The sequence below is a fragment of the Bradyrhizobium sp. CCBAU 53338 genome, assembly GCF_015291665.1.
GTDB lineage: Bacteria > Pseudomonadota > Alphaproteobacteria > Rhizobiales > Xanthobacteraceae > Bradyrhizobium.
Window position 1 is genome coordinate 1183278 of record NZ_CP030048.1, and the last position, 23509, is coordinate 1206786.

Here is a 23509-nt window from a genome sequence, read left to right on the forward strand (position 1 = left end):
CTCGGATGAGGGGTGCGGAGATGAGTGTCGGCGGAGCAGGAGGCTGCCGGGTACGAAAAACCCGCGGATGGCGGACCACCGCGCGGGCTCGAGAAGCTCGGACATCCCGGCCGACGCAGCGTCGGCCGAAAATCCGGCGGACTATAGGGGCGCCGGCGTCTGGCATGCAAGCTCGTAACCTCACGGGAAGCTGCGGCATGATGTGCGGGTCGGCGGTGCCGCTGGCGCCGCCTTGCCCACGACCTATATGGGGAAGCATCAAGATACCGGAGGCGGCGATGGCACGAGCTGCGATCATGGTGGGCGACGATCTCTGGCAAAGCATTCGCGACGAGGCGCTGCGTACCGCGGTTGCCGATCCCGTCTTTGGCAAGGCGGTTGCCGGCGCCATCCTGGCACACGATGATTTCACGGCTGTTCTCGCCGATCTGATCGGGCGCCGGCTTGGCGGCAGCGTCAGCGAGCGCGAACGCTTCACCGAATTTTCCTTGAAAGCTCTTCGTGCCCAGCCGGATCTGATCGCAGCCGCCGGCCGTGATTTGCAGGCCATCACGCGTCGTGATCCCGCCATCGCCGGCCTGTTGCCGCCGCTGCTGCATTTCAAGGGTTACGTCGCGCTGCAGGCCTGGCGCGTCTCGCACTGGCTCTGGCGTCATGACCATCACGATGTGGCGCTGCTGTTTCAGAACGAGGCCTCGAACGTCCTCCAGGTCAGCATCCATCCTGCGGCCAACGTCGGATCGGCGGTCTATCTCGACCATGCCACCGGCATCGTCATCGGCGCCGCGGCCGTGATCGGCGACGAGGTCACCATCCTCCAGAACGTCAGCATCGGCCGCGGCAGTGAACTGCCGACGCGTTCGCCGCGCATCGGCCGCGGCGTCTTCATCGGTGCCGGCGCGACCATTCTCGGCGATGTCAGCATCGGCGAGTTCGCCAGGATCGGCGCCGACGCGGTCGTGACATCGGATGTCCCCGGCGGATGCACGGCAGTCGGCAATCCAGCGCGGCTGACCAACTGCCCAGAGCCAGCCTCGGTGGCGTGAGCCTATTCGGTGGGGGGAACCGAACTCGGTCTGGGCTCGCAGTTGCTACCCCGGTAACGCCACGCGACACCATGCCCCGTCGCCGGCACCTCCATCCCCCTGCGCCGCCACCCTTTTCCGTAGCCAAATGCGACCCCGGTAACCCGCCATTAACCATCGCCGGGCTCTGGTAATTATGGACAATCGCGCCCGGAGCCGTCGTCGAGGCCCATAGTTTTGACATCTTGGCAGGGAATGCAGGCGGCGGCTTTGGACGAGCCCCTGTACCCCAGAAAGACAAGGCTTTGAGCGGGCTTGCCGGCAGCGCCGGTTCTAGCGCGGCTGTTGGGGAACCGGCCGTCGTTTGGCTGGCCGGGACATAGGTAACGATCGCCAAAAGTGATCGTCTTGAGAGGATACTGCTGATGAATCCGGCCGACGTGGCTCAGTCCGCCCTTCCGGTTGCCGCCTCCGCCGACGTGTCGCTGATCGCGCTGTTCTGGCAGGCTCACTGGATCGTGAAATGCGTCATGCTGGGCCTGCTGTCCTGCTCGGTCTGGGTCTGGGCCATCGCGATCGACAAGATCTTCCTGTATGCCCGCACCCGCCGCTCGATGGACCGCTTCGAGCAGGCGTTCTGGTCGGGCGAGTCGATCGAGGAACTCTATCGCACCCTCTCGGCCAAGCCGACCCATTCCATGGCAGCCTGTTTCGTCGCGGCGATGCGCGAATGGAAACGCTCCTTCGAGAGCCACGCCCGCTCGGTCGCCGGCCTGCAGATGCGCATCGACAAGGTCATGAACGTCTCGATCGCCCGCGAGGTCGAGCGGCTGGAACGCCGCCTGCTGGTGCTCGCGACCGTCGGCTCGGCCGGCCCCTTCGTCGGCCTGTTCGGCACGGTCTGGGGCATCATGTCGAGCTTCCAGTCGATCGCGGCGTCGAAAAATACCTCCCTGGCGGTGGTGGCGCCCGGTATCGCCGAAGCGCTGTTTGCGACCGCGGTCGGCCTCATTGCCGCAATTCCTGCCACTATTTTCTACAATAAGTTCACGTCCGAGGTGAACCGGCAGGCCCAGCGGCTCGAGGGCTTCGCTGATGAATTTTCAGCCATCCTCTCCCGCCAGATCGACGAGCGGGGCTGACGGACGGCATGTATAGTGTGAAGGCGAGATTGGGCACCAAGCCATGGGCATGAACGTAGCCAGTTCGTCCGGAGGCGGCGGCCGTCGGAGCCGGCGCAAGCCGGTCATGGCCGAGATCAACGTCACGCCGATGGTCGACGTGATGCTGGTGCTGCTCATCATCTTCATGGTGTCGGCGCCGTTGCTCACCGTCGGCGTGCCACTCGACCTGCCGCAGACCCAGGCCAAGAGCCTCGACCAGAGCGACCAGAAGCCGATCCAGATGTCGGTCGACATCAACGGCAAGGTGTTCATCGCCGACGCCGAGATCCCGATCAACGAGCTGATCCCGAAGCTGAAGGCGATCACGGACGCGCGCGGCGGGCTCGAGGAACGGATCTATCTGCGCGCCGACAAGAAGGCGGATTACGGCACGGTGGCCAAGGTCATGGGCCTGCTGTCGGGTGCGGGCTTCAAGAAGCTGGCGCTCGTCACCGAAGCGGATCAGGGGTCCTAGGCCAGTGAAGGTGAACGTCGACAAGACACTCGTTGCGTCGATTGTCCTCCACGCCCTCGTGCTGGGATGGGGCCTGCTCACCTTCAGCAGCAAGGCGTACATCGTGCCGGAGGAGTCGCTTCCGGTCGACATCATCTCCACCGATCAGCTCGCGCAGATGATGTCGGGGCAGAAGACCGGCAAGAAGGAAGAGCTCAAGCCCAAGGTCGAGAAGATCGCCGAGGCCAAGCCCGAGGAAGATTCCGTCGGCAAGGTCACCGAGAAGAAAGAGCTGATCAAGACCAACTCGACCCCCGACACGCCGCCGCCGAAGCCCGTCGAAAAGCCGGTCGAGAAGAAGCCCGAGCCGCCGAAGCCGGTCGCCGAGACCAAGCCGAAGGAAGAGCCGAAGCCGCAGGAGAAGAAGCCTGACCCGGCCAAGGAAGATCCGATTGCGGAGCTCCAGAAGAAGCTGGAGACCAAGAAGCCGCCGCCCAAGCCCGTGGAGCAGAAGGTCGCCGCAGTCCAGCCGCAGCAGCAGCCGAAGCCCAAGGAGCGCACCTTCGATCCCGCGCAGATCGCTCGCGATCTCGACAAGCGTGCCGTGACCCGCCACGAGCTCACGGGATCGGCGTTGAACGCGTCGGCCTCGCTGGGCTCGACGTCTGGGGCAGCGGCAAACAACGTCGCGACCTGGCAAGGTGCATTCCAGGGCGCGGTGAAGCGCTGCTTCACGCCGACCTATAACGGGCAGGACGCCAACCTGTACGAAGCCGACATCGACATCCCCATGAAGATCGACGGATCGCTCGCCGCCGAGCCGGTCATCGTCGCGGTGCGAGGGCCGTCGCGGTCGATCGCCCAGGCGGTGGCCGAGAGCGCCAGGCGTGCGATCGTGCAGTGTCAGGTCTATTCGTTCCTGCCAAAGCAGCAATACGACAGCTGGAAGCTCATTCCGATGACTTTCGGCCTGAAAGACATGTTGTGACATCCGAACAAAAGAATTTTGCGATGATTGACGTTCGTTCGATGAACCGCCGCCGCTTCATGACCCTGACAGGGTCGACGCTTGCATTGCTTGGGGGCGGGCAGGCGTTAGCGCAGGACCGAAAGCGGATCGTCGTCCAATCCGACGAGTTTCGTCCGATCCCGATCGCGATCAGCAATTTCGTGCCAGGCTCGCCCGCCGACGGCGATGTCAGCAACGGCGTCACGCAGGTCATCACCAACAATCTGAGCCGCTCGGGCCTGTTTGCGCCGATCGACCAGGCTGCCTTCATCGAGCGCATCAGCAACATCGACGTCGCGCCCAATTTCCAGAACTGGAAGACCCTGAACGCGCAGGCCCTCGTCACCGGCCGCATGACGCGGCAGCAGGACGGCCGGCTCAAGGCCGAATTCCGCCTGTGGGACGTGGTCACCGGCCAGCAGCTCGCCGGCCAGCAATATTTCACCTCGCCGGAATATTGGCGCCGGATCGCCCACATCATCTCCGACCAGATCTACACCCAGATGACCGGCGAAAAAGGCTATTTCGACAGCCGCGTCGTGTTCGTCGACGAGTCCGGGCCGAAGGAGCGCCGCGTCAAGCGGCTCGCCATGATGGACCAGGACGGCGCCAATGTGCGCTATTTGACCCGCGGCTCTGACCTCGTGCTGACGCCGCGCTTCTCGCCGAACTCGCAAGAGATCACCTATATGGAGTTCGGCCAGGGCGACCCGAAGGTCTACCTCTTCAACATCGAGACCGGACAGCGCGAGATCGTCGGCAACTTCCCCGGCATGACCTTCGCGCCGCGCTTCTCGCCGGATGGCCAGCGCGTCATCATGAGCCTGCAGCAGGGCGGAAATTCCAACCTGTTCGTGATGGATCTGCGCTCGCGCTCGACGACGCGCCTCACCGACACGCCGGCAATCGACACGTCGCCGTCCTATTCGCCTGATGGCACCCGCATCTGCTTCGAGTCCGATCGCGGCGGCAGGTCGCAGATCTATGTGATGGCAGCGGGCGGCGGACAGGCGCAGCGCATCTCCTTTTCCAAGGACGACAACAACGCCACCTATTCGACGCCGGTGTGGTCGCCCCGCGGCGACTACATCGCCTTCACCCGGCAGGGCGGCGGCCAGTTCTCGATCGGCGTCATGAAGCCCGATGGCTCCGGCGAGCGCCTGCTCACGTCCGGCTTCCACAACGAAGGCCCGACCTTCTCGCCGAACGGTCGTGTGTTGATGTTTTTCCGCGATCCCGGCGGCAACTCCGGACCGTCGCTGTTCTCGGTCGACATTTCCGGCCGCAACGAGCTGAAAGTGCCGACGCCGGGCTTTGCCTCGGATCCGGCCTGGTCGCCGCTGCTCTCCGCGACCGCGGGCCAATGACCGATGAAGAGATCGCGCGTTGCAACGCGCGATCTTGTCGAAAAAAAGCGCCGATTTTTCGCGGTTCCGTGCGCACGGCAAGCTTTCCTTCACCTTGCGCTCGGCAACGCTTGCCTACCTGCATGATATTTCAACAGAATCAGCTTCGTCATTGCCGAAAAACAACTCGACTTTAACGATGTTCCCTCAGAAAGGCTTCATCTGGTCTGGGTAAAAGTACGCGCTGGAACAGGACGCGCATACAGAAACAGATGCAGTTTGCAACCCACAGCGGAGAGCCGACCCAACGGCAGGCCTCGCCGACGATTTCGGCGGCGCTGATCGATTCGCTGTTTGAAACTCCCGCTCCGTTGCTGACAGGTCTTGTCTTCGGCGCCATCGCGGCAGCCGCGACTGCGTTCAAGACGGGAGAGCCGGCGATCTGGGCGTGTGTTGCGCTTCTCATTGTCGCCGGCGCCATTCGGGCGTTCGACTTGCGGCGCTACCAGATGCGCAAATCGACGCTGACCGCCGATGAAGCTGCGCGGTGGAAGAACCGGCATCAGATCGGAGCGATGATCCAGGCCGCTGCGGTCGGCATCTGGTGCACCACCACGTTGTTGGTCAGTGACGACGCCGTGGCCCATATGATTTCTCTCTCCACTACCACCGGGTTCGTGGCGGGAGGCGCGGGCAGGGCCTATGGACGGCAGTGGATATACAAGCTGCAGGCTTCGCTTTGCTTCGGTTCGACAGTGATCGCGCTGGCGTTGCGCGGCACGACCTATTACGTCGTGATGTCCGTCCTGTGCGCCGCCTTTCTGGTGGCCGTCATACAGATTTCGGCCAATTTGCACCGGATATTCATGCGGGCGCTTGTCGCGCGCGAGCGCGAAGCGGCGCTCGCGGGCCAGTTCGACACCGCCTTGAACAATATGCCGCACGGCCTGTGCATGTTCGGCGTCGACGGACAGCTTGCGGTCATGAATCACCGCTTCAGCGAGATGATGAATCTGCCCGACGATCTCGTGGAGGGCCGTCCCAACGCGTCCGAAATCATCGCGGCGTGCGTCAATGGCGGTTCGATCTCGACGGAGAGCGGCAACCTGATCCTCTGTGAGATCGAGGAGGGACGGGTCCGCGAACTCCTGACCAACGATCCGGATTACACGCGTGGGCGCACGCTGTCCTGGACGTTCCAGCCGATGGTGGGCGGCGGCACGGTCGTGCTGCTGGAGGACATCACCGAGCGCACCAATGCGGAAGCCCGCATCAGCCATCTCGCCCGCTATGACGAGCTGACGGCGCTGCCGAACCGCGTCTCCTTCCGCGACGAGATCGGACGGCTGCTCGCCCATCCGCACCAGTCCGAACGCCTCTCCGCGCTGCTGTTCGTCGACCTCGACCAGTTCAAGCAGGTCAACGACACGCTTGGTCATCCCTGCGGCGACCAGCTCCTCTGCGCGGTCGCCAATCGCCTGCGCGAGATGCTGCGGCCGGAGGATTTCGTCGCCCGCTTCGGCGGCGACGAGTTCGTCGTGTTCCAGCAGAACATCAATTCGGCCGAGGACGCCGCGAGCCTCGCACGCCGCATCGTCGAGCGCCTGAGCGAGCGCTATCGCATCGACAATCACCTGGTCGAGATCGGCGCCAGCGTCGGCATCGCGCTGACCTCGCCCGACGGCGCCAGCGCCGACACGCTGCTCAAGAACGCCGACATGGCGCTCTACCGCGCCAAGGCCGACGGCCGCGGCACCTTCTGCTTCTTCCGCGACGAGATGGCGGCGACCGTCGAGGCCCGCCGCATCCTCGAGCTCGACCTGCGCAAGGCGCTGGCGAACGAGGAGTTCGAGCTGTTCTATCAGCCGCTGGTCAACCTGAAGTCCGGCAAGATCACCACCTGCGAAGCGCTGCTGCGCTGGAATCATCCGGTGCGCGGCACGGTCTCGCCGATCGACATCATCCCGGTCGCCGAGGACATGGGCCTGATCGTCGATCTCGGCCGCTGGATCCTGCGTCGCGCCTGCATGGAATGCATGAAGTGGCCGGAGGGCGTCAGCGTCGCCGTCAATTTCTCGCCGCAGCAATTCCACCAGCGCGACGTGCTGAGCGAGATTCGGTACGCGCTCGAAGTGTCGGGCCTGCCGGCACATCGCCTGGAGATCGAGATCACCGAATCCTCGCTGCTGCGTAACACCCAGCTCACCCACGACGTCCTGTCGCAGCTGCACGCGCTCGGCGTGCGCATCTCGCTGGACGATTTCGGCACCGGCTATTCGAGCCTCAGCTACCTGCACAATTTCCCGATGCAGAAGGTCAAGATCGACCGCTCCTTCCTCGAGGGCATCGATACCGATCGGCCGCTCACGCTGCTGCGCGGCGTGGCGCGGCTGGCCGCCGATCTCGGCATGTCGGTCGTGGTCGAGGGCATCGAGACCAACGAGCAGCTTGAACTGATCAGCGCCGACGGTACGATCACCGAGGGACAGGGCTATCTCTTCAGCCGGCCGGTCCCTGCGGTTCGGGTTCGGCAATTGCTGAATGCCTCGCACGGCCGCCGCCCGCCGGACGAGCAGCTGCTGACCATCGCCTCACGATCGATCGCGTAAAATCCCGTAAATTTGCGGGCCAATCGCTGACATTGCACGACCGGCAGGGTTAACCCTAACAGGGTGATTACGTTGCATGCTTGTTAAGAAGCTGTTAATCTTTTTGTCACTCGCAAAAGTTGTTCGTTAGTTGAGGAATGTTGGATGAAGTTTGAAGCCGAACCGCGCGCTTCGCTCTCTGTGCGGGGGGGAGCGCTGTTCGATCGCATCGACTACCGATCCATCGAGACTCCCGAGGAGAAAGATCAGCTCTATCAGATGCGCTACAGGGCCTATACGCGCGGCGGACTCATTCCGCAGTCGGAGTCCCAGCGCTACAGCGACGGTTACGACGATGCGCCCAATGCGAAGACGTTCGGCGTCTACGTCGATGGCGAACTCTGCAGCTCCATTCGTCTCCACCTGCTGACCTCAGAACAGCGGATGTCCTGCACGACCGATCTGTTCGGCGACGTGCTGCATCCTCGCCTCGATCGGGGCGAGGTTTTCATCGATCCGGCCCGCTTCGTTGCGAGCCCGGAAAAGGCCAAATGCTTTCCTGAGCTTCCCTATCTGACGGTGCGGCTGGTGTTTCTGGCCTGCGAATATTTCAATGCCGATACCGGCCTCGCGCTCGTGCGTCCTGCGCATGAGCCGTTCTATCGCCGGGTCTTCCTGAACGAAACCATCGCCGAGCCGCGCCTGTTTCCGAATGCCCTGGCAAAGGTGGCTCTGATGGCGTCCGATTTCCGTGCCGTGCGGGAAAGGGTCTTGACCCGTTTTCCGATCATGCGCTCGAGCGCATTCGAGCGTCGGATGCTGTTCGAGCACAGCATGAAGCAATCGGCGGGCGTCGAATTGCCGAAAGTCGCCTCCGAGCGTCCAAAGCTGGTTGCCTCCTCCTGAAGACCCCCAAGACGGCCGCGCCCGACCGCAAGCTGTGGTCAAGCACCCGGAAGGTCCGGACCGGGCTTAAAAATACCCGGTTCCGTGCGCGCCACGGCTTGCCTTCACCCTCGCGCCACATTTACAACCCATTAACCATGATGGGTGCTTTTCGCTGGTTGGGGGCATTTGACCGGCTGAGGCAAGGTTCCGTCAAGGTTGACGGAACGTTCGCTTAACCAACCCCCTGTAGACCGGACAGCAGTGGACGAACGTGAGCGTGGAGGCTCCGGAATGAAATATCCTATGCGTATCCTCCAGGGATGGAAGCTGGCTGCAGTGGTCGCAATCGCGCTGTCGATGGGCGCCTGCGCCAAGCAGAATGCGGGCCTGGACGCCAATGCGAGCGCGGCGACGCCCGGCAGCCAGCAGGATTTCGTGGTGAACGTGGGCGACCGCGTGTTCTTCGAGAGCGACCAGACCGATCTGACCCCGCAGGCGATCGTGACCCTGGAGAAGCAGGCGCAGTGGCTCCAGACCTATCCGCGCTACTCCTTCACCATCGAAGGTCACGCCGACGAGCGCGGCACCCGCGAATACAACATCGCCCTCGGCGCCCGCCGTGCCCAGTCGGTGCGCGCGTTCCTCGCCTCGCGCGGCATCGATCCGAACCGGATGCGCACGATCTCCTACGGCAAGGAGCGGCCCGTCGCCGTCTGTAACGATATCTCCTGCTGGTCGCAGAACCGTCGCGCCGTGACCGTGCTGAACGCGAGCTCCTGACGCTTCGGTCAGGCGGCGTTCATCTTTGGAAACCGAATATGCCGGCGCCCTCACGGGCGCCGGTTTCGTTTCAGCATTCTGTGACAGAATCCCGGTGGTGCCAGTCACATTTTTGGCGTACTCCGCTTCGATGTGTGGCGCGTCGCAGGTTCCGTCGCAGGCCATTTCGCTTTCGTCGTCAGGGCAAGATGTCATCCAGATTTAAGGTCCTTACCGGCACCGTGGCCATCGCCGCGCTGCTCTCCTTGTGCACGCCCGTCTTCGCCCAGTCGGACGGCGAGGACCCCGAGATGCGGATCGAGCGGCTGGAGAACCAGCTGCGCCAGCTCACCGGCCAGAACGAGGAGCTGCAATACCGCAACCGGCAGCTCGAGGATCGCATCCGCCAGCTCGAGGGCGGCGCGCAAGGCGCGACGCCCGGCCAGTCGCCGGCCCAGCCCAATGTCGCGGCGGTGCCGCCCGCGCAGGTCGCGCCCGCCTATCGCCAGCAGCCGCCGCAGCAACAGGCCATGCAGCCGAATTACGAGCAGCCGCAGATCGCCTCTCCCGCGCCGATCGTTCAGGAACAGCCCGGCCCCGGCGCGCCCGGTACGCGCCGGCGAGGCGATGCGTTCGACCCGAACCAGAATCCGAATGCGCCGGGCGCACCGCGCGCGCTCGGCGGCGGCCAGCAGCCGATGTCGGCCGGTGGTGGTCAGGTTGGCGGCGCGCCCGGTGGCCGCGGCGTCGGCGAGCCGCTCGACATCAACAATGCTCCAGGCCGCTACCCGCAGGCGGCCGCGCCGGCGCAGCCGGGCTATCCGCCCGCCCAGCAGGGCTATCCCGCGCAGGCCGGAGGTGCTCCGGCTCTTGCGACCCTGCCGCCCTCGGCGACGCCGCGCGACGAGTTCGACCTCGGCATCGGCTACATGCAGCGCAAGGATTACGCTCTGGCCGAGCAGACCATGAAGAATTTCGCGGCGAAATATCCTGCAGATCCGCTGCTCGGCGATGCGCAATACTGGCTCGGCGAAAGCTATTTCCAGCGCCAGCAATATCGCGATTCCGCCGAAGCCTTCCTCGCCGTCACCACGAAATACGACAAATCGGCCAAGGCGCCGGATGCGCTGCTGCGGCTCGGCCAGTCGCTCGCCGCGCTGAAGGAGAAGGAAGCCGCCTGCGCCGCCTTCGGCGAGGTCGGCCGCAAATATCCGCGCGCCTCGGCCGGCGTGAAGGCCGCCGTCGACCGCGAGCAGAAGCGGGTGAAGTGCTGACGCCTCGCTGACAACGCGGACGGGATTGCGCTAGATAGTCTGGCGATTGCTGGGCCGCGTCATGTCAGACGACGACAATTCACCGATCTCCGCGCGCGCGGCGAAGCAGCTCTTCGCCGAGCTCAGAAGCGCGCCGGCCTTGGTGCTCGCCGTCTCCGGCGGGCCCGACTCGGTCGCGCTGATGTGGCTCGCGGCGCGCTGGCGGCGCAGCCTTGCGCGCGGCCCCGAGCTCACCGTCGTCACCGTCGATCATGGCCTGCGGAGCGAGGCGGCGCGCGAGGCGCGCGAGGTCAAGCGGCTTGCCACTGAACTTGGCCTTGCGCACCGGACCCTGCGCTGGCGCGGCGCAAAGCCGGCGACGGGATTGCCCGCCGCCGCGCGCGAAGCCCGTTACCGCCTGCTGGCGCAAGCCGCCCGCTCGGCCGGCGCAAGCCACGTGCTCACCGCCCACACCCGCGACGACCAGGCCGAGACGCTGCTGATGCGGCTGCTCCGCGGCAGCGGCATCGCCGGCCTGTCGGCGATGGCGCGCTTCACGCCGCGCGACGGCCTCGTGCTGGCGCGCCCGCTGCTCGATGTTCCGAAATCGCAACTGATCGCAACGCTGAGGCGGGCCAGGATCAGCTTCACGGATGATCCCACCAACCGCGACGCTTCCTTCACGAGGCCGAGGCTTCGCGCGCTGCTGCCGCAACTCGCAGCCGAGGGCGGCGATGCCCGCACCCTGGTGCGGCTCGCAGGCCGGCTCGCCCGTGCCAACGCGGCCGTCGAGGTGCTGACCGACGGCGCCGAGCGCTTTCTCCGCTTGACGGATCGCGGCCGACGGCCGCAGCCGGGCGTTCGCAGTTCCGAGGCCCAAAGCTCCTTCGAAGCGGAAGCCTTCGCCACCCTGCCGGAAGAAGTCCGGCTACGGCTCCTGCTTCGGGCGATCGACGCGCTGGGCCACGAAGGGCCCGCGGAACTCGGCAAGGTCGAGACCCTGCTTGCCGCGCTGGATCAGGCGATGGTTGCGGGGTCTCGTGCATCCGTGAATGGCCGTTCCATCCCGAAGCAGAGCCTTCTCAAGCAAACCCTTGCGGGAGCCTTGATCAGCCTTGCCGGGGGGCGTATCCACATCGCGCCCGCGCCGGTCCGGCGGTCCAAGGGAACGTCCAAGAGAACGTCCAAGGGTGGATCCAAGGGTGGATCCAAGGGTGGATCCAAGAGCCCTTGAAGGTCGGATGAGTGCGGACCATGACACCGGCCGTTTCGGCGGCCCGCCGTCAGGACACCTTAACCAGGCAGGAAAAACCCCGGCCTCGATGCCATTATTTCAGCGGGAATTGCTCTAAGATGGGCTAAATAGTCCCATCTCGTTCCCTTGGCAGCGACCGGGCCGGCACCTAAATTGTATGCGTCTAACGATGAGGATTCCTTGGGGATTTCCTCGTGAAGCCCAAGGATGAGGCCGCGATCCGCGCGACCACGAAGGAAGATCGATGAACGCCAATCTGCGCAATTTCGCCCTCTGGGTCATCATTGTTTTGCTGCTCTTGGCGTTGTTCACGCTCTTCCAGAATCCGGGCCAGCGCGCCTCCTCGCAGGACATCGCGTTCTCCCAGCTCCTGACCGAGGTTGACCAGGGCCGCGTCCGCGACGTCGTGATCCAGGGCCCCGATATTCACGGCACCTTCACCACCGGCCAGAGCTTCCAGACCTATGCGCCGAACGACCCGACGCTGGTGAAGCGCCTCTATGACAGCAAGGTCCAGATCACCGCGAAGCCGCCCGGCGACAACGTGCCGTGGTTCGTCTCGCTCTTGGTTTCCTGGCTGCCCTTCATCGCGCTGATCGGCGTCTGGATCTTCCTGTCGCGGCAGATGCAGGGCGGGGCCGGCAAGGCGATGGGCTTCGGCAAGTCGCGCGCGAAGATGCTGACCGAGGCCCATGGCCGCGTCACGTTTGAAGACGTCGCCGGCGTGGACGAGGCCAAGCAGGACCTGCAGGAGATCGTCGAATTCCTCCGTGATCCCGGCAAATTCCAGCGCCTCGGCGGCCGCATTCCGCGCGGCGTGCTGCTGGTCGGCCCTCCCGGCACCGGCAAGACCCTGATCGCGCGCGCGGTCGCGGGCGAAGCCAACGTGCCGTTCTTCACCATTTCGGGTTCGGACTTCGTCGAAATGTTCGTCGGCGTCGGCGCCTCCCGTGTGCGTGACATGTTCGAGCAGGCCAAGAAGAACGCGCCCTGCATCATCTTCATCGACGAAATCGACGCGGTCGGTCGTCATCGCGGCGCCGGTCTCGGCGGCGGCAATGACGAGCGCGAGCAGACGCTGAACCAGTTGCTGGTCGAGATGGACGGCTTCGAGGCGAACGAGGGCGTGATCCTGATCGCCGCGACCAACCGCCCCGACGTGCTCGATCCCGCGCTGCTGCGTCCGGGCCGTTTCGACCGCCAGGTCGTGGTGCCGAATCCCGACGTCGTCGGCCGCGAGCAGATCCTCAAGGTTCACGTTCGCAAGGTGCCGCTGGCGCCCGATATCAACCTCAAGACCATCGCGCGCGGCACGCCTGGATTCTCCGGCGCCGACCTGATGAACCTCGTCAACGAAGCAGCCCTCACCGCGGCCCGCCGCAACAAGCGCATGGTGACCCAGGCCGAGTTCGAGGAGGCCAAGGACAAGGTGATGATGGGCGCCGAGCGCAAGTCGCTGGTCATGACCGAGGAAGAGAAGCTGCTGACGGCCTATCACGAGGGCGGCCACGCCATCGTCGGCCTCAACGTGCCCGCGACCGATCCGATCCACAAGGCGACCATCATCCCGCGCGGCCGCGCGCTCGGCATGGTCATGCAACTCCCCGAGCGCGACAAGCTGTCGATGTCCCTGGAGCAGATGACCTCGCGCCTCGCCATCATGATGGGCGGCCGCGTCGCCGAAGAGCTGATCTTCGGCCGCGAGAAGGTGACCTCGGGCGCCGCCTCCGACATCGAGCAGGCCACGCGCCTTGCCCGGATGATGGTGACGCGCTGGGGCCTGTCGGAAGAGCTCGGCACCGTCTCCTACGGCGAGAACCAGGACGAGGTGTTTCTGGGGATGTCGGTCTCGCGCACGCAGAACGCCTCTGAAGCGACGGTGCAGAAGATCGACTCCGAGATCCGCCGTCTGGTCGAGGAAGGCTACAAGGAAGCGACCCGCATCCTCACCGAGAAGCATGCCGACCTCGAAGCGCTGGCCAAGGGCCTGCTCGAGTTCGAAACGCTCAGCGGTGACGAGATCGTCGACCTGCTCAAGGGCAAGAAGCCGAACCGCGAGTCGGTGCTCGAGCCGACCACGCCGCGCGCCTCCGCTGTGCCTCCGGCCGGCAAGTCGCGCCCGCGGCCCGATCCGGATCCCGGCCTGGAGCCGCAGCCGCAGGCGTAACGCTCGCCTGCCATGGCCGGATATTCCGGCAAACCGTTAGTGCAAAAGCTCGGCATCAAGCCGGGCTTTTGTATTTTTGTGGATGGGCTGTCCGTGGCCTATGGCGATCTCGTCGGCGGATTGCCTGACGACGTCAGGATCGCAAAGACCGCCAGGGCCCCGCTCGACCTGGTCCATGTCTTCGCGACCGAAGCAAAAGGCCTCGCCGCCAAGCTGCGCAGCTACCGCAAGGCGATCGCGCCCGACGGGATGATCTGGGCCTCTTGGCCGAAGAAGGCGTCAGGCGTTGCGACCGACGTCACCGAAGCCTTGGTGCGCGAAACCGCGCTCGCGAACGGCCTTGTCGATATCAATATCTGCGCCGTCGACGACATCTGGTCCGGCCTGAAGCTCGTGATCCCGGTGAAGGATCGCGCGAAGCAAGCGAAGTAGCATCGGCCCGGTGGCGAACCCACGCCGCGGCTCCACGCTCCGTCATTGCGGAGGTGGATGCAGTTGCCGCCGTGACCTGACCCACCCTTTTCACGACGCGAGACGAAGCCAGACGTCCTTGCTCGCCAGCGTGCCATCAGGCGTGGCGATCTCCAGATCCACGACGTGCAGGGAGCCGGGCCCGTAGATGTATTTGAGGTGCCAAATCAGGCCGAGGTCCGGCGTGATGACGAAGTCGTCGAGCCCGTCCGTGATCGCCCGGACGGCCTCGCGGTGCGTCAGGGGCGCCGAGAACATCGCGTCGATCAGATTGGCCAGGCTCATGCCCTCGACCAGCATCATCCGCGCGACGTCGTCACCATGAACCTGGCGGAGCGCAGATACGATGACGGCGATTGCGTCCGGATTCTTCAACGACACGGAAAAACGAGCCTCCGGACCCATGATGCCGGAGGCAGATCAATCTGCGCAAGCCGTTCGCAAATGGTGTCGTGAACAGCTCGATCGCCGCCGCTTGCTCAGTGCCGGTGCTTCCAGTTGCCGCGGCCCAGATACCATCCGTAGTGATGCCCGCGATTGCCATGCCATCCATGACCATGCCCATGGCCGTGCCCGCCGCGGACCTGGATGACCGCATCGTCACCCGCCGGCGCGGGGGGAAGGCCGATCCTTGCTGAAGCGGGATTGGCAATGACAAATAAGGAGACGAAAATTGCGGGAACTACCGGAAGGAAACGCATCTACGACCTCGCTCGACTTTGTTCGCAACAGCGGCGGACCGACCGCAGGAAAACGCCCGCCGGGAAAATCGGCGGGCGTCGGGGAATCTTGTTACCTCTTCGTGCTACCGCTCCCTGGGCTGGAAGCCGAGCCGGTCGTTTGACCGGGCGCATAACCCGACGCGCCAGGCGAGCCGTTCTTGGAGCCTTTGGCCTGCATTTCGTGGCCGGGCGAATAGCTGGACGCGCCAGGGCTGCCGACTTTCGCGCCCTTGGTCTGCATCTCGTGGCCGGGGGTTTTGGTCGACGTGCTGTTCTGTGCAAGAGCTGCCGGCGCCGCCGCTGCCAGGCTGACCGCCGACAGCAAGATGATCGCAACCTTCATGGCTTTCTCCTCCTTATGGGCCCCCTTCCAACGAGCAGAATTTGATGGCGTTCCCAAATCAGGAAAAATATGCAAAAGCGTTGGCGCTGATCCATGACGGGCAGCCTCCCAACATCGGTGGAACTGCCTGTGCTTGGCGGACTGTCGGGCCATGGGGGAGGCCGCGAATGGCTGGTGCTGCTGCTTCAGCATGCTTCATGCCTGAAGCCGACATTTTCGTCCTGCCGCTGCGTCTTCACTTCGATGGCGCGGCGTCCTGATCGTCCCGCACATGCACCACGGCGATCTTGTCCGCATACAGCCGTTTCCAACCCTTGATATGATCCAGGATCTGGGCCGCCGGTGAGTCCACCGTGAGCAGGGTCGCGTCGATCCTGTTCTCGTCGAGCATGCGCAACAGGCCCGAGACGTCGCGGCCGTCTTCGGCCGCAAAATAGTCCATCAGGAATTTTTCACCGTAGAGCTCCGATCGTCCGTCGACGAAAGGCCTGATGTCGCGAACGATGAGATAGCCGCCAAAGCCGTAGGAGTTGAAGACGCGCGCGGCCTTGCGCTCGGCCAGCACGTCGACGGCCGCAACCGGCGTCTGCGCCGTGGAGAATTCGAAGGTGTGATGTGCGGCAAAGGTCGCCGTCGCGCTTGCGGTCGCCAGCACGATCGCCATCGCGGCCAGCGCCGCCGGGGCGCCGGGCGCCATCCGCAAGCCGCGCGGTGCCTCTGACGCGGGCCGGATCCATCCGCTCAGTGGCTGCGCCAGCACCAGAGGGACGAGCACGCCGAAGGTCTCGATACTGCGGACATGCGCCAGCGCCATCCAGGTGGTGCCGAGGATCAGCAGCACGCGCGGCGGCGACAAGGTCAGGCCGCGCATCAGCGCCAGACCGAGCAGCCCGAGCAGGGCGCCCGCGAACGGGCTGAAGGCGCTGAAATCGGCCGGACGCCATTCGGCGATGACGGAGAACGATTTGCCGAGGCTGAGGATGCGGGCCGCGCCGAGCAGCGTGTCTATTCCGTAGGGCGTGCAGCAGCTCGCCGCCAAAGCGCCAAGCCCGAATGCGGCCCATTGCATCGCGAGCGCCAGCCGGCGCGGGGGCGCAGCGCGCCAGAGCGCTTCGAGGCCGATCGCGCCGGTCAAGGCGAGCCCGAGCACGAAGCCGCCGTGAAGATTGGCCCACAGCGCCATCAGCGGCAGCAGCAGGAAGGACGGCGCGCGGCCGCGATCGGCCGCCGCCATCAAGGCGCCGCTCCAGGCGACCATGACCGGCAGCGCCAGCACATGCGGGCGGGCCAGCAGATGCGGCGCGGCCAGCGTCATCGCCAGCAGGCAGAACACCAGCGCGTAAGGCAGGTCGAGATGCCGCTGCAGGAAGGCCAGCAGCAGCGCCATCGCCAGCGCGATCGCGGCGGCGGTGAGTACAACGGGCCCGGTCCAGCCCCACCAGGCATCGGCAATCGCGAACAGCACCTGCGACAGCCAGGACGTCGAGAGCCAGACCTCGCCCTGGCGCGTCAGCGAATAGAGATCGGTCCAGGGGACAGTGCGATGATCGAGGATCCACTGGCCGACCTTGATCTGCCAGAGTGTGTCGGGATCGTGCAGCAGACTGTCGCCGCTCACCAGCAGCAGCAGGAAGCTTGCGGCCGCGATGCAGAGCGGCGCCAGATTGCGCTGCGCGCGCGCGATCGGAAGACTGGCCGCGATGCTCATGGCTTGGCCGGCGCGGCCGCGACTGCCGCGTCATCCCGCACGTGGATCACGGCGATGTTGTCGGCATAGAGCCGCTTCCAGCCCTTGATGTGATCGAGCACCTGGGCGGCGGGGCTATCGGCGACCAGCAGCGTGGCGTCGATCTTGTACTCTTCGAGCAGCCGCGTCAGGTTGTCGAGCTTCTTGACCTCGATCGCCTTGAAGAAATCCATCACGAACTTCTCGCCATAGAGCTCGGCGCGGCCGTCGACGAAGACGGGGATGTCGCGCGAGATCAGATAGCCGCCGAACTGGTAGGCGTTGAAGATGCGCTGCGCCTTGCGCTGCTGGAGCAGGTCGACGGCGGCCACCGGCGTCTGCTCCATCGTGAAGGTGAAGCGGTGATGCGACATGTAGATCGATGTCGAAGTCCAGGCCGCAGCCGCGATCATCAGGGCGCCCATGATCGTGACGTAGCGCGCCGCCCAGCTCTCGGTGGCTTGCGCATCGAACTGCGGCAGCGGCGACTTTTCGCCGAGCGGCTTGGCCAGCACCAGCGGCACCAGGAAGGCAAAGGCCTCGATGCTCCTGACATGGGTGAGGCCCATCCAGGTGAACAGCAGGATCAGCAGGATGCGCGGTGGCGACAGCGTGAGGCCACGGAAGAGGCCGATCGCGATCAGGCCGAGGATCGCGCCTTCGAAAGCCGAGAACGAGGCGAAATTCGCCGGCATCCATTCCGAGATGACCGACAGCAATTCGCCGAGATTGAGGATGTTGGTCGCACCCAGCAGGGTGCGCCAGCCATAGGGCGTGACGCAGGCGGCCGCCATGGCGGCGACGCCGAACAGAAACCAGCGCGCGAGGAGGCGGATTTGCTTGCCGGAATCGAGCGTCCAGATGGCTTCGAGCGCCATCGGGCCGATCAGCGCAAGGCCGAGCACGAAGCCGCCGTGCAAATTCGCCCATAGCGACATCAGCGGCAGCCAGACCCAGGACGGCGTCACCTTGCGGTCGGCCGCATTCATCAGCACGCCGACCCACGCGATCATGACCGGCAGCGCCAGCATGTGCGGGCGCGCCAGGATGTGGTGCAGAGACAGCAGCACCGCCAGCATCGCGAACAGCACCGAGCGCGGAATTTCGAGATGGGCATCGAGCAGGTAGACGAAGATCGCAACCGAGGCGGCGATCGCGAGCGCGGTGAGGATCACCGGTCCCGCCCAGTCCCATTGCGAGTAGGAGGCCGAAAACAGAATCTGCGACAGCCACGACGTCGAGATCCAGGGCTCGCCCGGCCGCGTGAAGGAATAGAAGTCGGTGTAGGGCAGGGCGTGGTGATCGAGGATCCACTGGCCGATCTTGATCTGCCAGAACGAGTCGGAGTCCTGAAGCAGCGTATCGCCGACATGGAGGAAGAAGAGATAGGCGCCCGCGCCGACACACAGCGGTACCAGCGCGCGCGCGCGGCTCTGTACCGTGATGCTGTTGGTGAAGGAAAGGGACATGCCGCCTCGTCTTGTTTTTGTCGGGTGGACCGAGCGGGCGGCATTGGACCACGACGGTCATAACTTCCAGTAAACCGGCGGAACCAATCGAGGCTCTTGCGACAAGTGGATACCTGTTGGCGTCAGGCAAACACGTCGAAACAAGACGCCGTCTCGTGTCCTTGCAATTTAACCGATCGTTTTCAATTTCGGTTTACCATCGGCGAATACATGCAATCCGTTCCGTGTTTACGCAGTCGAATTAACTGCGGCGCAAGTCTTTGCCCTTACGTTGAGTTCCATGGTCGGGCGGCGCTGGGAAGCCGAAGAGACCAGACCATTGAAGCCTCGTGTACCTTTTGGAGCAGTCTATGAAGAACCTCGTTTCGCGTTTCGTGAAGGACGAATCCGGCGCCACCGCCATCGAATACGGCCTGATCGCTGCCGGCATCGCGCTGGCGATCATCACCGTCGTCAACAACCTCGGCACCACGCTGAACACCAAGTTCGGCTCGATCTCGTCCAGCCTGAAGTAAGCTGAGACGAACTCAGAGTTCAAAGAGCCCCGTCCTCGGACGGGGCTCTTTTCGTTTGGGACGGGGCATTGAAGGTCCCGCAGGATGGGGCAAAGCGAAGCGTGCCCACGTCACGTAGGTGGTGGGCACGGTGTACCCCCAGCGTCATTGCGAGTTTAGCACCGACGGCACCTTACGGGAGTTCTAGCCGAGGCCAGGCTGCCAAACGGGCGATGCGTCCTTCGCAACGCTGTTCGCCGCGCGGCCCATCCACTCCAGATAGGCCTTCGCGGCCCAGATCGAGGCTGCCGCCAGCGCAATGCCGCCGGCAACGTCGACGATGTAATGCGCGCCGATGACAGGCGTTGCAGCGATCATCAACAGATTGAGTGCGGCCGCGATGCCGCCGATGCGGCGGACCGGCCACAGCGCCCACATGTAGAGCACGGCGGAGGCGGCGTGGAAGCTCGGGAACGAGACGATGCCGGACAGCTTGAACAATTGCAGTTCGTGCAGGCTGCCGTCGCGCAGCGCCAGGATGTCGCGCAATTGTCCGGCGTAAACAGCGGTGTTGACGTCGGGAAGCTGCGCGGCCGGCAATTGCAGTGCGTAATAGGTGCCGATCGCCGGCACCAGCGCCGAGATCGCGATGGTGACGGCGAGCGCAAGGCTCATCGCCAGCATGAACAATTGCAGCCGTACGTAACGCGCGGTCAGCGCCAGCACGACGGGGACGCCGAGCAGCGGCCATTTGATCAGGCTGTAGCCGCGTGCGAGGACGTCCGCGAGCCAGGGATACTCGTTGACGAGGCGTGCGATCGGTTCTGGATCCAACCCGAGCGCGCGATCGACCGCGAGCAGCGCATGGTCCTGGAGCGGAAAACCCATCTTGCCGGCGACGTAGCTCAGCGGTCCGACGATGGCGCACGTCATGATGACCTGGCCGATCGTGCCGAGCGAGAAGATCAGTTTCGGATCGGCGAGATCGCCTCTGGCGATGCGGTGACGATAGGCGATGGCGACGAGGGACGCGGCGATCGCGAACGTGATGCCGTAGGCGACCGGCTCGAGCCTGAGGCCGGTGACGGAGAGTCCGAGCGCCAGCAGGCCACCCATGACTGCGATGGGAAGCCAGTTCAAATGAAAGAGCTGCCAGGCGATCTTGGCGTCCGTGTCGACCATGCTGCACCGGGTTGGGTCGCAGCGACAGTCGCCGAGGCGCTTTAAGACCGCGGTAAGAATCGTGGTCAGCCGTTTACCAATCGATTCCCTGCAATTTGAGCTGTTTGCAGCGCAGCGTTGCAAGGTTCTTCCAAGCGTGACGCGCCACGCATTTGGTTCTTGTCATCCTCCCTGAATAGTTGTTCAGTCCTTGCGGGGCGATTTGCAGCGAATTCGGTGACGAAGCGTTCGGCCGCGGGGCGTGCGGCAGGCGTGGTGGGACAGGAAGCGCGCCATGGTTTATCGGCGGACGCATCAAGTGGTGAAGCGCCTTGCGGCTCGGCGCAGCGCCATCCTGGCGGCGGCAAGGGAAGCCGCAGCCGAAGGCGGCATGGCGGCGGTGCAGATCGCGCCGGTCGCGATCAGGGCCAATGTGGCGGCGGGCACGGTCTATCGCTATTTCCCTTCCAAGGCCGAGCTGATCTCCGAACTGATTTCCGAGGTCTCCCGCGACGAGCTCGCGGCCATCAGGCGCGCGGCCGACGCCGCGCCGGGGCCGTCCTCCGCGCTGGCAGCGGCCGTCACCACCGTGGCGGTCCATACTCTCTCGCAGCGCCGGCTGGCCTGGGGCATCCTGGCCGAGCCCGTCGATGTCGATGTCAGCGCCTCCCGCCTGGCCAGCCGCCGCGAGATCGCCGGTGAGATCGCCGCCCGGATCGACGCCGCGGTGCGCGCCGGCCATCTGCCGGCGCAGGACACGTCCCTGGCCGCAACCGCGCTGCTGGGCGCGCTGCACGAAGCCCTGGTCGGACCGCTGGCACCCGACAATCTCGAAGATCCCGCGAAGATGCGCGATGCGGTGCAGACCGTGACGCTGCTGGCGCTGCGCGCCGTCGGCGTCATGGACGCCCGCGCTCGTGGTCTCGTCGTGCAGCAGACGCTGCTGCCGACGACCAAGGCGCTGGTCGGGGCTTGAAATGTCGCTGCGGCACGGGCGGTGGCCTGACTGCGCTCAGGCCGTTGCCTGAGCACGCCTTTTCGCAAGACCCGCGCGAAGCAGGCAGAATCAGCCGGCTACTGTGCATGGGGTTGTTTTGGCCGGCTTGGTCTGCGGCCTGCCGGCAGCCTCACAAATTCGCGTCACCCTCGGGGCCGACGGAGGCGATGCGCACCATGTTGGTGGTGCCGGGGATGCCGAGCGGCACGCCGGCGACGATGATCACGCGCTGCCCGGCGCGGACGAAACCGTCGCGGAACGCGATCTGGCCGGCGCGGCTCACCATGTCGTCCTGATCGCGCGCGTCTTCCGCCACCACGCAATGCACGCCCCAGACGACGGCGAGCCGGCGGCCGGCGGTGATGTTCGGCGTGATCGCCACGATCGGCGGCTTCGGCCGCTCGCGCGCCACGCGCACGGCGGTCGAGCCGGAGCTGGTCCAGCAGATCAGCGCGGGCAGGTCGAGCGTCTCGGCGATCTGCCGCGCGGCGTCCGCGATGGCATCGCCCGCGGTGGATTCCGGTGCGGGGCGCTGCGCCGTGATCACGGACCGGTAGGTCGGGTCGCGCTCGACCTCCTCGCCGATTCGGTTCATGGTCGAGACCGCCTCGACCGGGAATTTGCCGGCCGCTGATTCCGCCGACAGCATGATGGCGTCGGCGCCCTCGTAGACGGCGGTGGCGACATCGGAGACTTCGGCGCGGGTCGGCACCGGCGACTGGATCATCGATTCCAGCATCTGGGTCGCGATCACCACCGGCTTGCCGGCGCGGCGGGCCATGCGCGTCATCTGCTTCTGCAGGCTCGGCACGCGCTCCAGCGGCAGCTCGACGCCGAGGTCGCCGCGCGCCACCATCAGCGCATCCGAAGCCTCGATGATGTCGGCGAGGCGGTCGATCGCCTGCGGCTTCTCGATCTTGGCCATCACGGCGGCGCGGCCGCGGATCATCTTCTTGGCCTCGATCACGTCGTCGGCGCGCTGCACGAAGGACAGCGCGATCCAGTCGACGCCGGTGACGAGCGCGGCCTCGAGGTCGGCACGGTCCTTCGGCGTCATCGCCGAGACCGGCAGGTCCGTATCCGGAAGGCTGACGCCCTTGCGGTCGCTCATCTTGCCGCCGACCACGACACGCGTCACCGCGTGCTCCTTGGACGTCTCCTCCGCGATCAGCCGCACCTTGCCGTCGTCGAGCAGCAGCGCATGGCCGGGCCGGAGCGCAGCGAGGATCTCGGGGTGAGGGAGGTTGACGCGGCTGGCATCGCCGGGCGTCTTGTCGGAATCGAGCGTGAAGGTCTGGCCGTTCTGGAGCTGGACCGAGCCTTCGGCGAACGCACCTAGCCGGAGCTTCGGGCCCTGGAGGTCGACCAGGATGCCGATCGGGCGGCCGTAGCTGCTCTCGACGTTGCGGATCGTCGCCACCAGCTCCCGCATCTTGTCATGCGGGGTGTGGCTCATGTTGATGCGGAACAGATCGGCGCCGGCCTCGAACAGGCGGCGGATCATCGCGAGATCCGAAGAGGCAGGTCCGAGGGTCGCGAGAATCTTGATACGGCGAAGACGCCTCATGGCTTATTTCCAGGCGGGGGCGGGGCGGCGGCCGGTGGCAGGCCGGGCGAGCCCGGGGGCGTAGCACCGGGCGGGCTATTGGGCAAACCCGGAACGCCGCCACCAGGGCCAACCGGGCCAGGCATTCCGGGGACACGCTGCTGTGACGGCTGCTCGTTGGCGTCCGTGAGCTGCACCGTCCAGGCCCGCTGCTCGCCGGTATCGACCTCGAAATAGCCGGTCCGGTCATAGCCGCGCGCCAGGCAGTCCTCGGTGCCGCGGATGGTGAATTCCTTGTCGCGCGAGCACATGAAGGCCTGGCCCGACCATTCGCCTCCGCGGTCGTAGTCGATCCCGTAGATGTAATAGTAGCGGGCGACCAGCGTGCCGCGCAGCAGGGTCTCGCAGGAGCGGGACGAGATGTTCCACCAGCCTTCGGTGGTCCAGCCGTCGGCATCCTTGTAGCCGAGCGCGATGCCGACCCGGCTGGCGGTGTTGTTGCAAAGCCGGAAGTCGGCCGAGGCCGGGCTGGCCCAAAGGCAAAACAGGCCAAGCGCCAGCACCGGGACCAACCGGGCGAGCAGGCGAAGGGGGGAGCGGGGAGATTCGGCGATCATTGTCGCGGAACGTATACCAGATGATTGACGATTTGGCGTAGGGCCGGGGAATTGCC

Annotated in this window: 22 protein-coding genes; 15 read left to right on the forward strand and 7 right to left on the reverse strand. The window is 65.2% G+C overall.

The window, feature by feature from the left end:
• The first annotated feature begins 278 nt into the window (after positions 1–278).
• From XH90_RS05735 to XH90_RS05795, 13 genes are all read left to right on the forward strand, one after another.
• Positions 279–1046, forward strand: a complete 768-nt coding sequence (locus XH90_RS05735) for a serine acetyltransferase (RefSeq protein ID WP_194479625.1) — start codon at positions 279–281, stop codon at positions 1044–1046.
• Positions 1047–1450: 404 nt separating this feature from the next.
• Positions 1451–2167, forward strand: coding sequence for a protein TolQ (tolQ, locus tag XH90_RS05740; protein WP_027532430.1), 717 nt, complete (start codon positions 1451–1453; stop codon positions 2165–2167).
• 43 nt (positions 2168–2210) lie between these two features.
• On the forward strand, positions 2211–2663 hold the full coding sequence (tolR, locus tag XH90_RS05745) for a protein TolR (protein ID WP_194479626.1): 453 nt from the start codon (positions 2211–2213) through the stop codon (positions 2661–2663).
• A 4-nt stretch (positions 2664–2667) separates the two neighbouring features.
• Positions 2668–3630, forward strand: a complete 963-nt coding sequence (locus XH90_RS05750) for a protein TolA (protein ID WP_194479627.1) — start codon at positions 2668–2670, stop codon at positions 3628–3630.
• A 41-nt stretch (positions 3631–3671) separates the two neighbouring features.
• Entirely contained in the window at positions 3672–5018 is a 1347-nt protein-coding gene (gene tolB / locus XH90_RS05755; protein ID WP_194482601.1) for a Tol-Pal system beta propeller repeat protein TolB, read from the forward strand.
• Positions 5019–5037: 19 nt separating this feature from the next.
• Positions 5038–5232 carry a hypothetical protein gene (locus tag XH90_RS05760; RefSeq protein WP_194479628.1) on the forward strand — a complete coding sequence of 65 codons (195 nt, stop codon included), beginning with the start codon at positions 5038–5040 and terminating at the stop codon, positions 5230–5232.
• 37 nt (positions 5233–5269) lie between these two features.
• The gene (locus XH90_RS05765; RefSeq protein WP_194479629.1) at positions 5270–7606 is read left to right on the forward strand and encodes a bifunctional diguanylate cyclase/phosphodiesterase; all 2337 of its coding nucleotides are present in this window, start codon (positions 5270–5272) and stop codon (positions 7604–7606) included.
• 144 nt (positions 7607–7750) lie between these two features.
• Entirely contained in the window at positions 7751–8491 is a 741-nt protein-coding gene (locus XH90_RS05770; RefSeq protein WP_246755697.1) for a hypothetical protein, read from the forward strand.
• A 273-nt stretch (positions 8492–8764) separates the two neighbouring features.
• Positions 8765–9253, forward strand: coding sequence for a peptidoglycan-associated lipoprotein Pal (pal, locus tag XH90_RS05775; protein WP_194479630.1), 489 nt, complete (start codon positions 8765–8767; stop codon positions 9251–9253).
• A 188-nt stretch (positions 9254–9441) separates the two neighbouring features.
• Complete coding sequence (gene ybgF, locus XH90_RS05780; protein WP_194479631.1) at positions 9442–10506, forward strand: tol-pal system protein YbgF; 1065 nt, start codon at positions 9442–9444, stop codon at positions 10504–10506.
• Between the two features lie 61 nt (positions 10507–10567).
• Complete coding sequence (gene tilS / locus XH90_RS05785; protein ID WP_194479632.1) at positions 10568–11719, forward strand: tRNA lysidine(34) synthetase TilS; 1152 nt, start codon at positions 10568–10570, stop codon at positions 11717–11719.
• Positions 11720–11984: 265 nt separating this feature from the next.
• On the forward strand, positions 11985–13907 hold the full coding sequence (ftsH, locus tag XH90_RS05790) for an ATP-dependent zinc metalloprotease FtsH (RefSeq protein WP_194479633.1): 1923 nt from the start codon (positions 11985–11987) through the stop codon (positions 13905–13907).
• A 12-nt stretch (positions 13908–13919) separates the two neighbouring features.
• Positions 13920–14339 carry a DUF3052 family protein gene (locus tag XH90_RS05795; protein WP_194479634.1) on the forward strand — a complete coding sequence of 140 codons (420 nt, stop codon included), beginning with the start codon at positions 13920–13922 and terminating at the stop codon, positions 14337–14339.
• 90 nt (positions 14340–14429) lie between these two features.
• Here XH90_RS05795 and XH90_RS05800 read toward each other — a convergent pair whose 3' ends face one another.
• The 4 genes from XH90_RS05800 to XH90_RS05815 all read right to left on the reverse strand — a co-directional run bounded on the left by XH90_RS05800 (position 14430) and on the right by XH90_RS05815 (position 18638).
• The gene (locus XH90_RS05800) at positions 14430–14783 is read right to left on the reverse strand and encodes a hypothetical protein (protein WP_194479635.1); all 354 of its coding nucleotides are present in this window, start codon (positions 14781–14783) and stop codon (positions 14430–14432) included.
• A gap of 387 nt (positions 14784–15170) precedes the next feature.
• Positions 15171–15443 (reverse strand): hypothetical protein, encoded by a 273-nt coding sequence (locus tag XH90_RS05805; RefSeq protein WP_194479636.1) that lies wholly within the window; start codon positions 15441–15443, stop codon positions 15171–15173.
• 235 nt (positions 15444–15678) lie between these two features.
• Positions 15679–17151 carry a hypothetical protein gene (locus XH90_RS05810; protein WP_194479637.1) on the reverse strand — a complete coding sequence of 491 codons (1473 nt, stop codon included), beginning with the start codon at positions 17149–17151 and terminating at the stop codon, positions 15679–15681.
• A complete protein-coding gene (locus XH90_RS05815) occupies positions 17148–18638 on the reverse strand; it encodes a hypothetical protein (RefSeq protein ID WP_194479638.1) in 1491 nt (496 codons plus the stop codon). The genes XH90_RS05810 and XH90_RS05815 overlap by 4 nt, the downstream gene beginning before the upstream one ends.
• A 350-nt stretch (positions 18639–18988) precedes the next feature.
• Here XH90_RS05815 and XH90_RS05820 point away from each other — a divergent pair, with 350 nt between their 5' ends.
• Complete coding sequence (locus tag XH90_RS05820; protein WP_194466236.1) at positions 18989–19153, forward strand: Flp family type IVb pilin; 165 nt, start codon at positions 18989–18991, stop codon at positions 19151–19153.
• A 183-nt stretch (positions 19154–19336) separates the two neighbouring features.
• Here XH90_RS05820 and XH90_RS05825 read toward each other — a convergent pair whose 3' ends face one another.
• Positions 19337–20314: a phosphatase PAP2 family protein gene (locus XH90_RS05825; protein ID WP_194479639.1), complete on the reverse strand. Its 978-nt coding sequence runs from the start codon at positions 20312–20314 to the stop codon at positions 19337–19339.
• A 274-nt stretch (positions 20315–20588) separates the two neighbouring features.
• Between XH90_RS05825 and XH90_RS05830 the strand changes: the two genes are divergently transcribed.
• Entirely contained in the window at positions 20589–21269 is a 681-nt protein-coding gene (locus XH90_RS05830; RefSeq protein WP_194479640.1) for a helix-turn-helix domain-containing protein, read from the forward strand.
• Positions 21270–21420: 151 nt separating this feature from the next.
• Here XH90_RS05830 and pyk read toward each other — a convergent pair whose 3' ends face one another.
• A complete protein-coding gene (pyk, locus tag XH90_RS05835; RefSeq protein WP_194479641.1) occupies positions 21421–22857 on the reverse strand; it encodes a pyruvate kinase in 1437 nt (478 codons plus the stop codon).
• Positions 22854–23453 (reverse strand): DUF1036 domain-containing protein, encoded by a 600-nt coding sequence (locus tag XH90_RS05840; RefSeq protein WP_194479642.1) that lies wholly within the window; start codon positions 23451–23453, stop codon positions 22854–22856. The genes pyk and XH90_RS05840 overlap by 4 nt, the downstream gene beginning before the upstream one ends.
• Between the last annotated feature and the right edge of the window lie 56 nt (positions 23454–23509).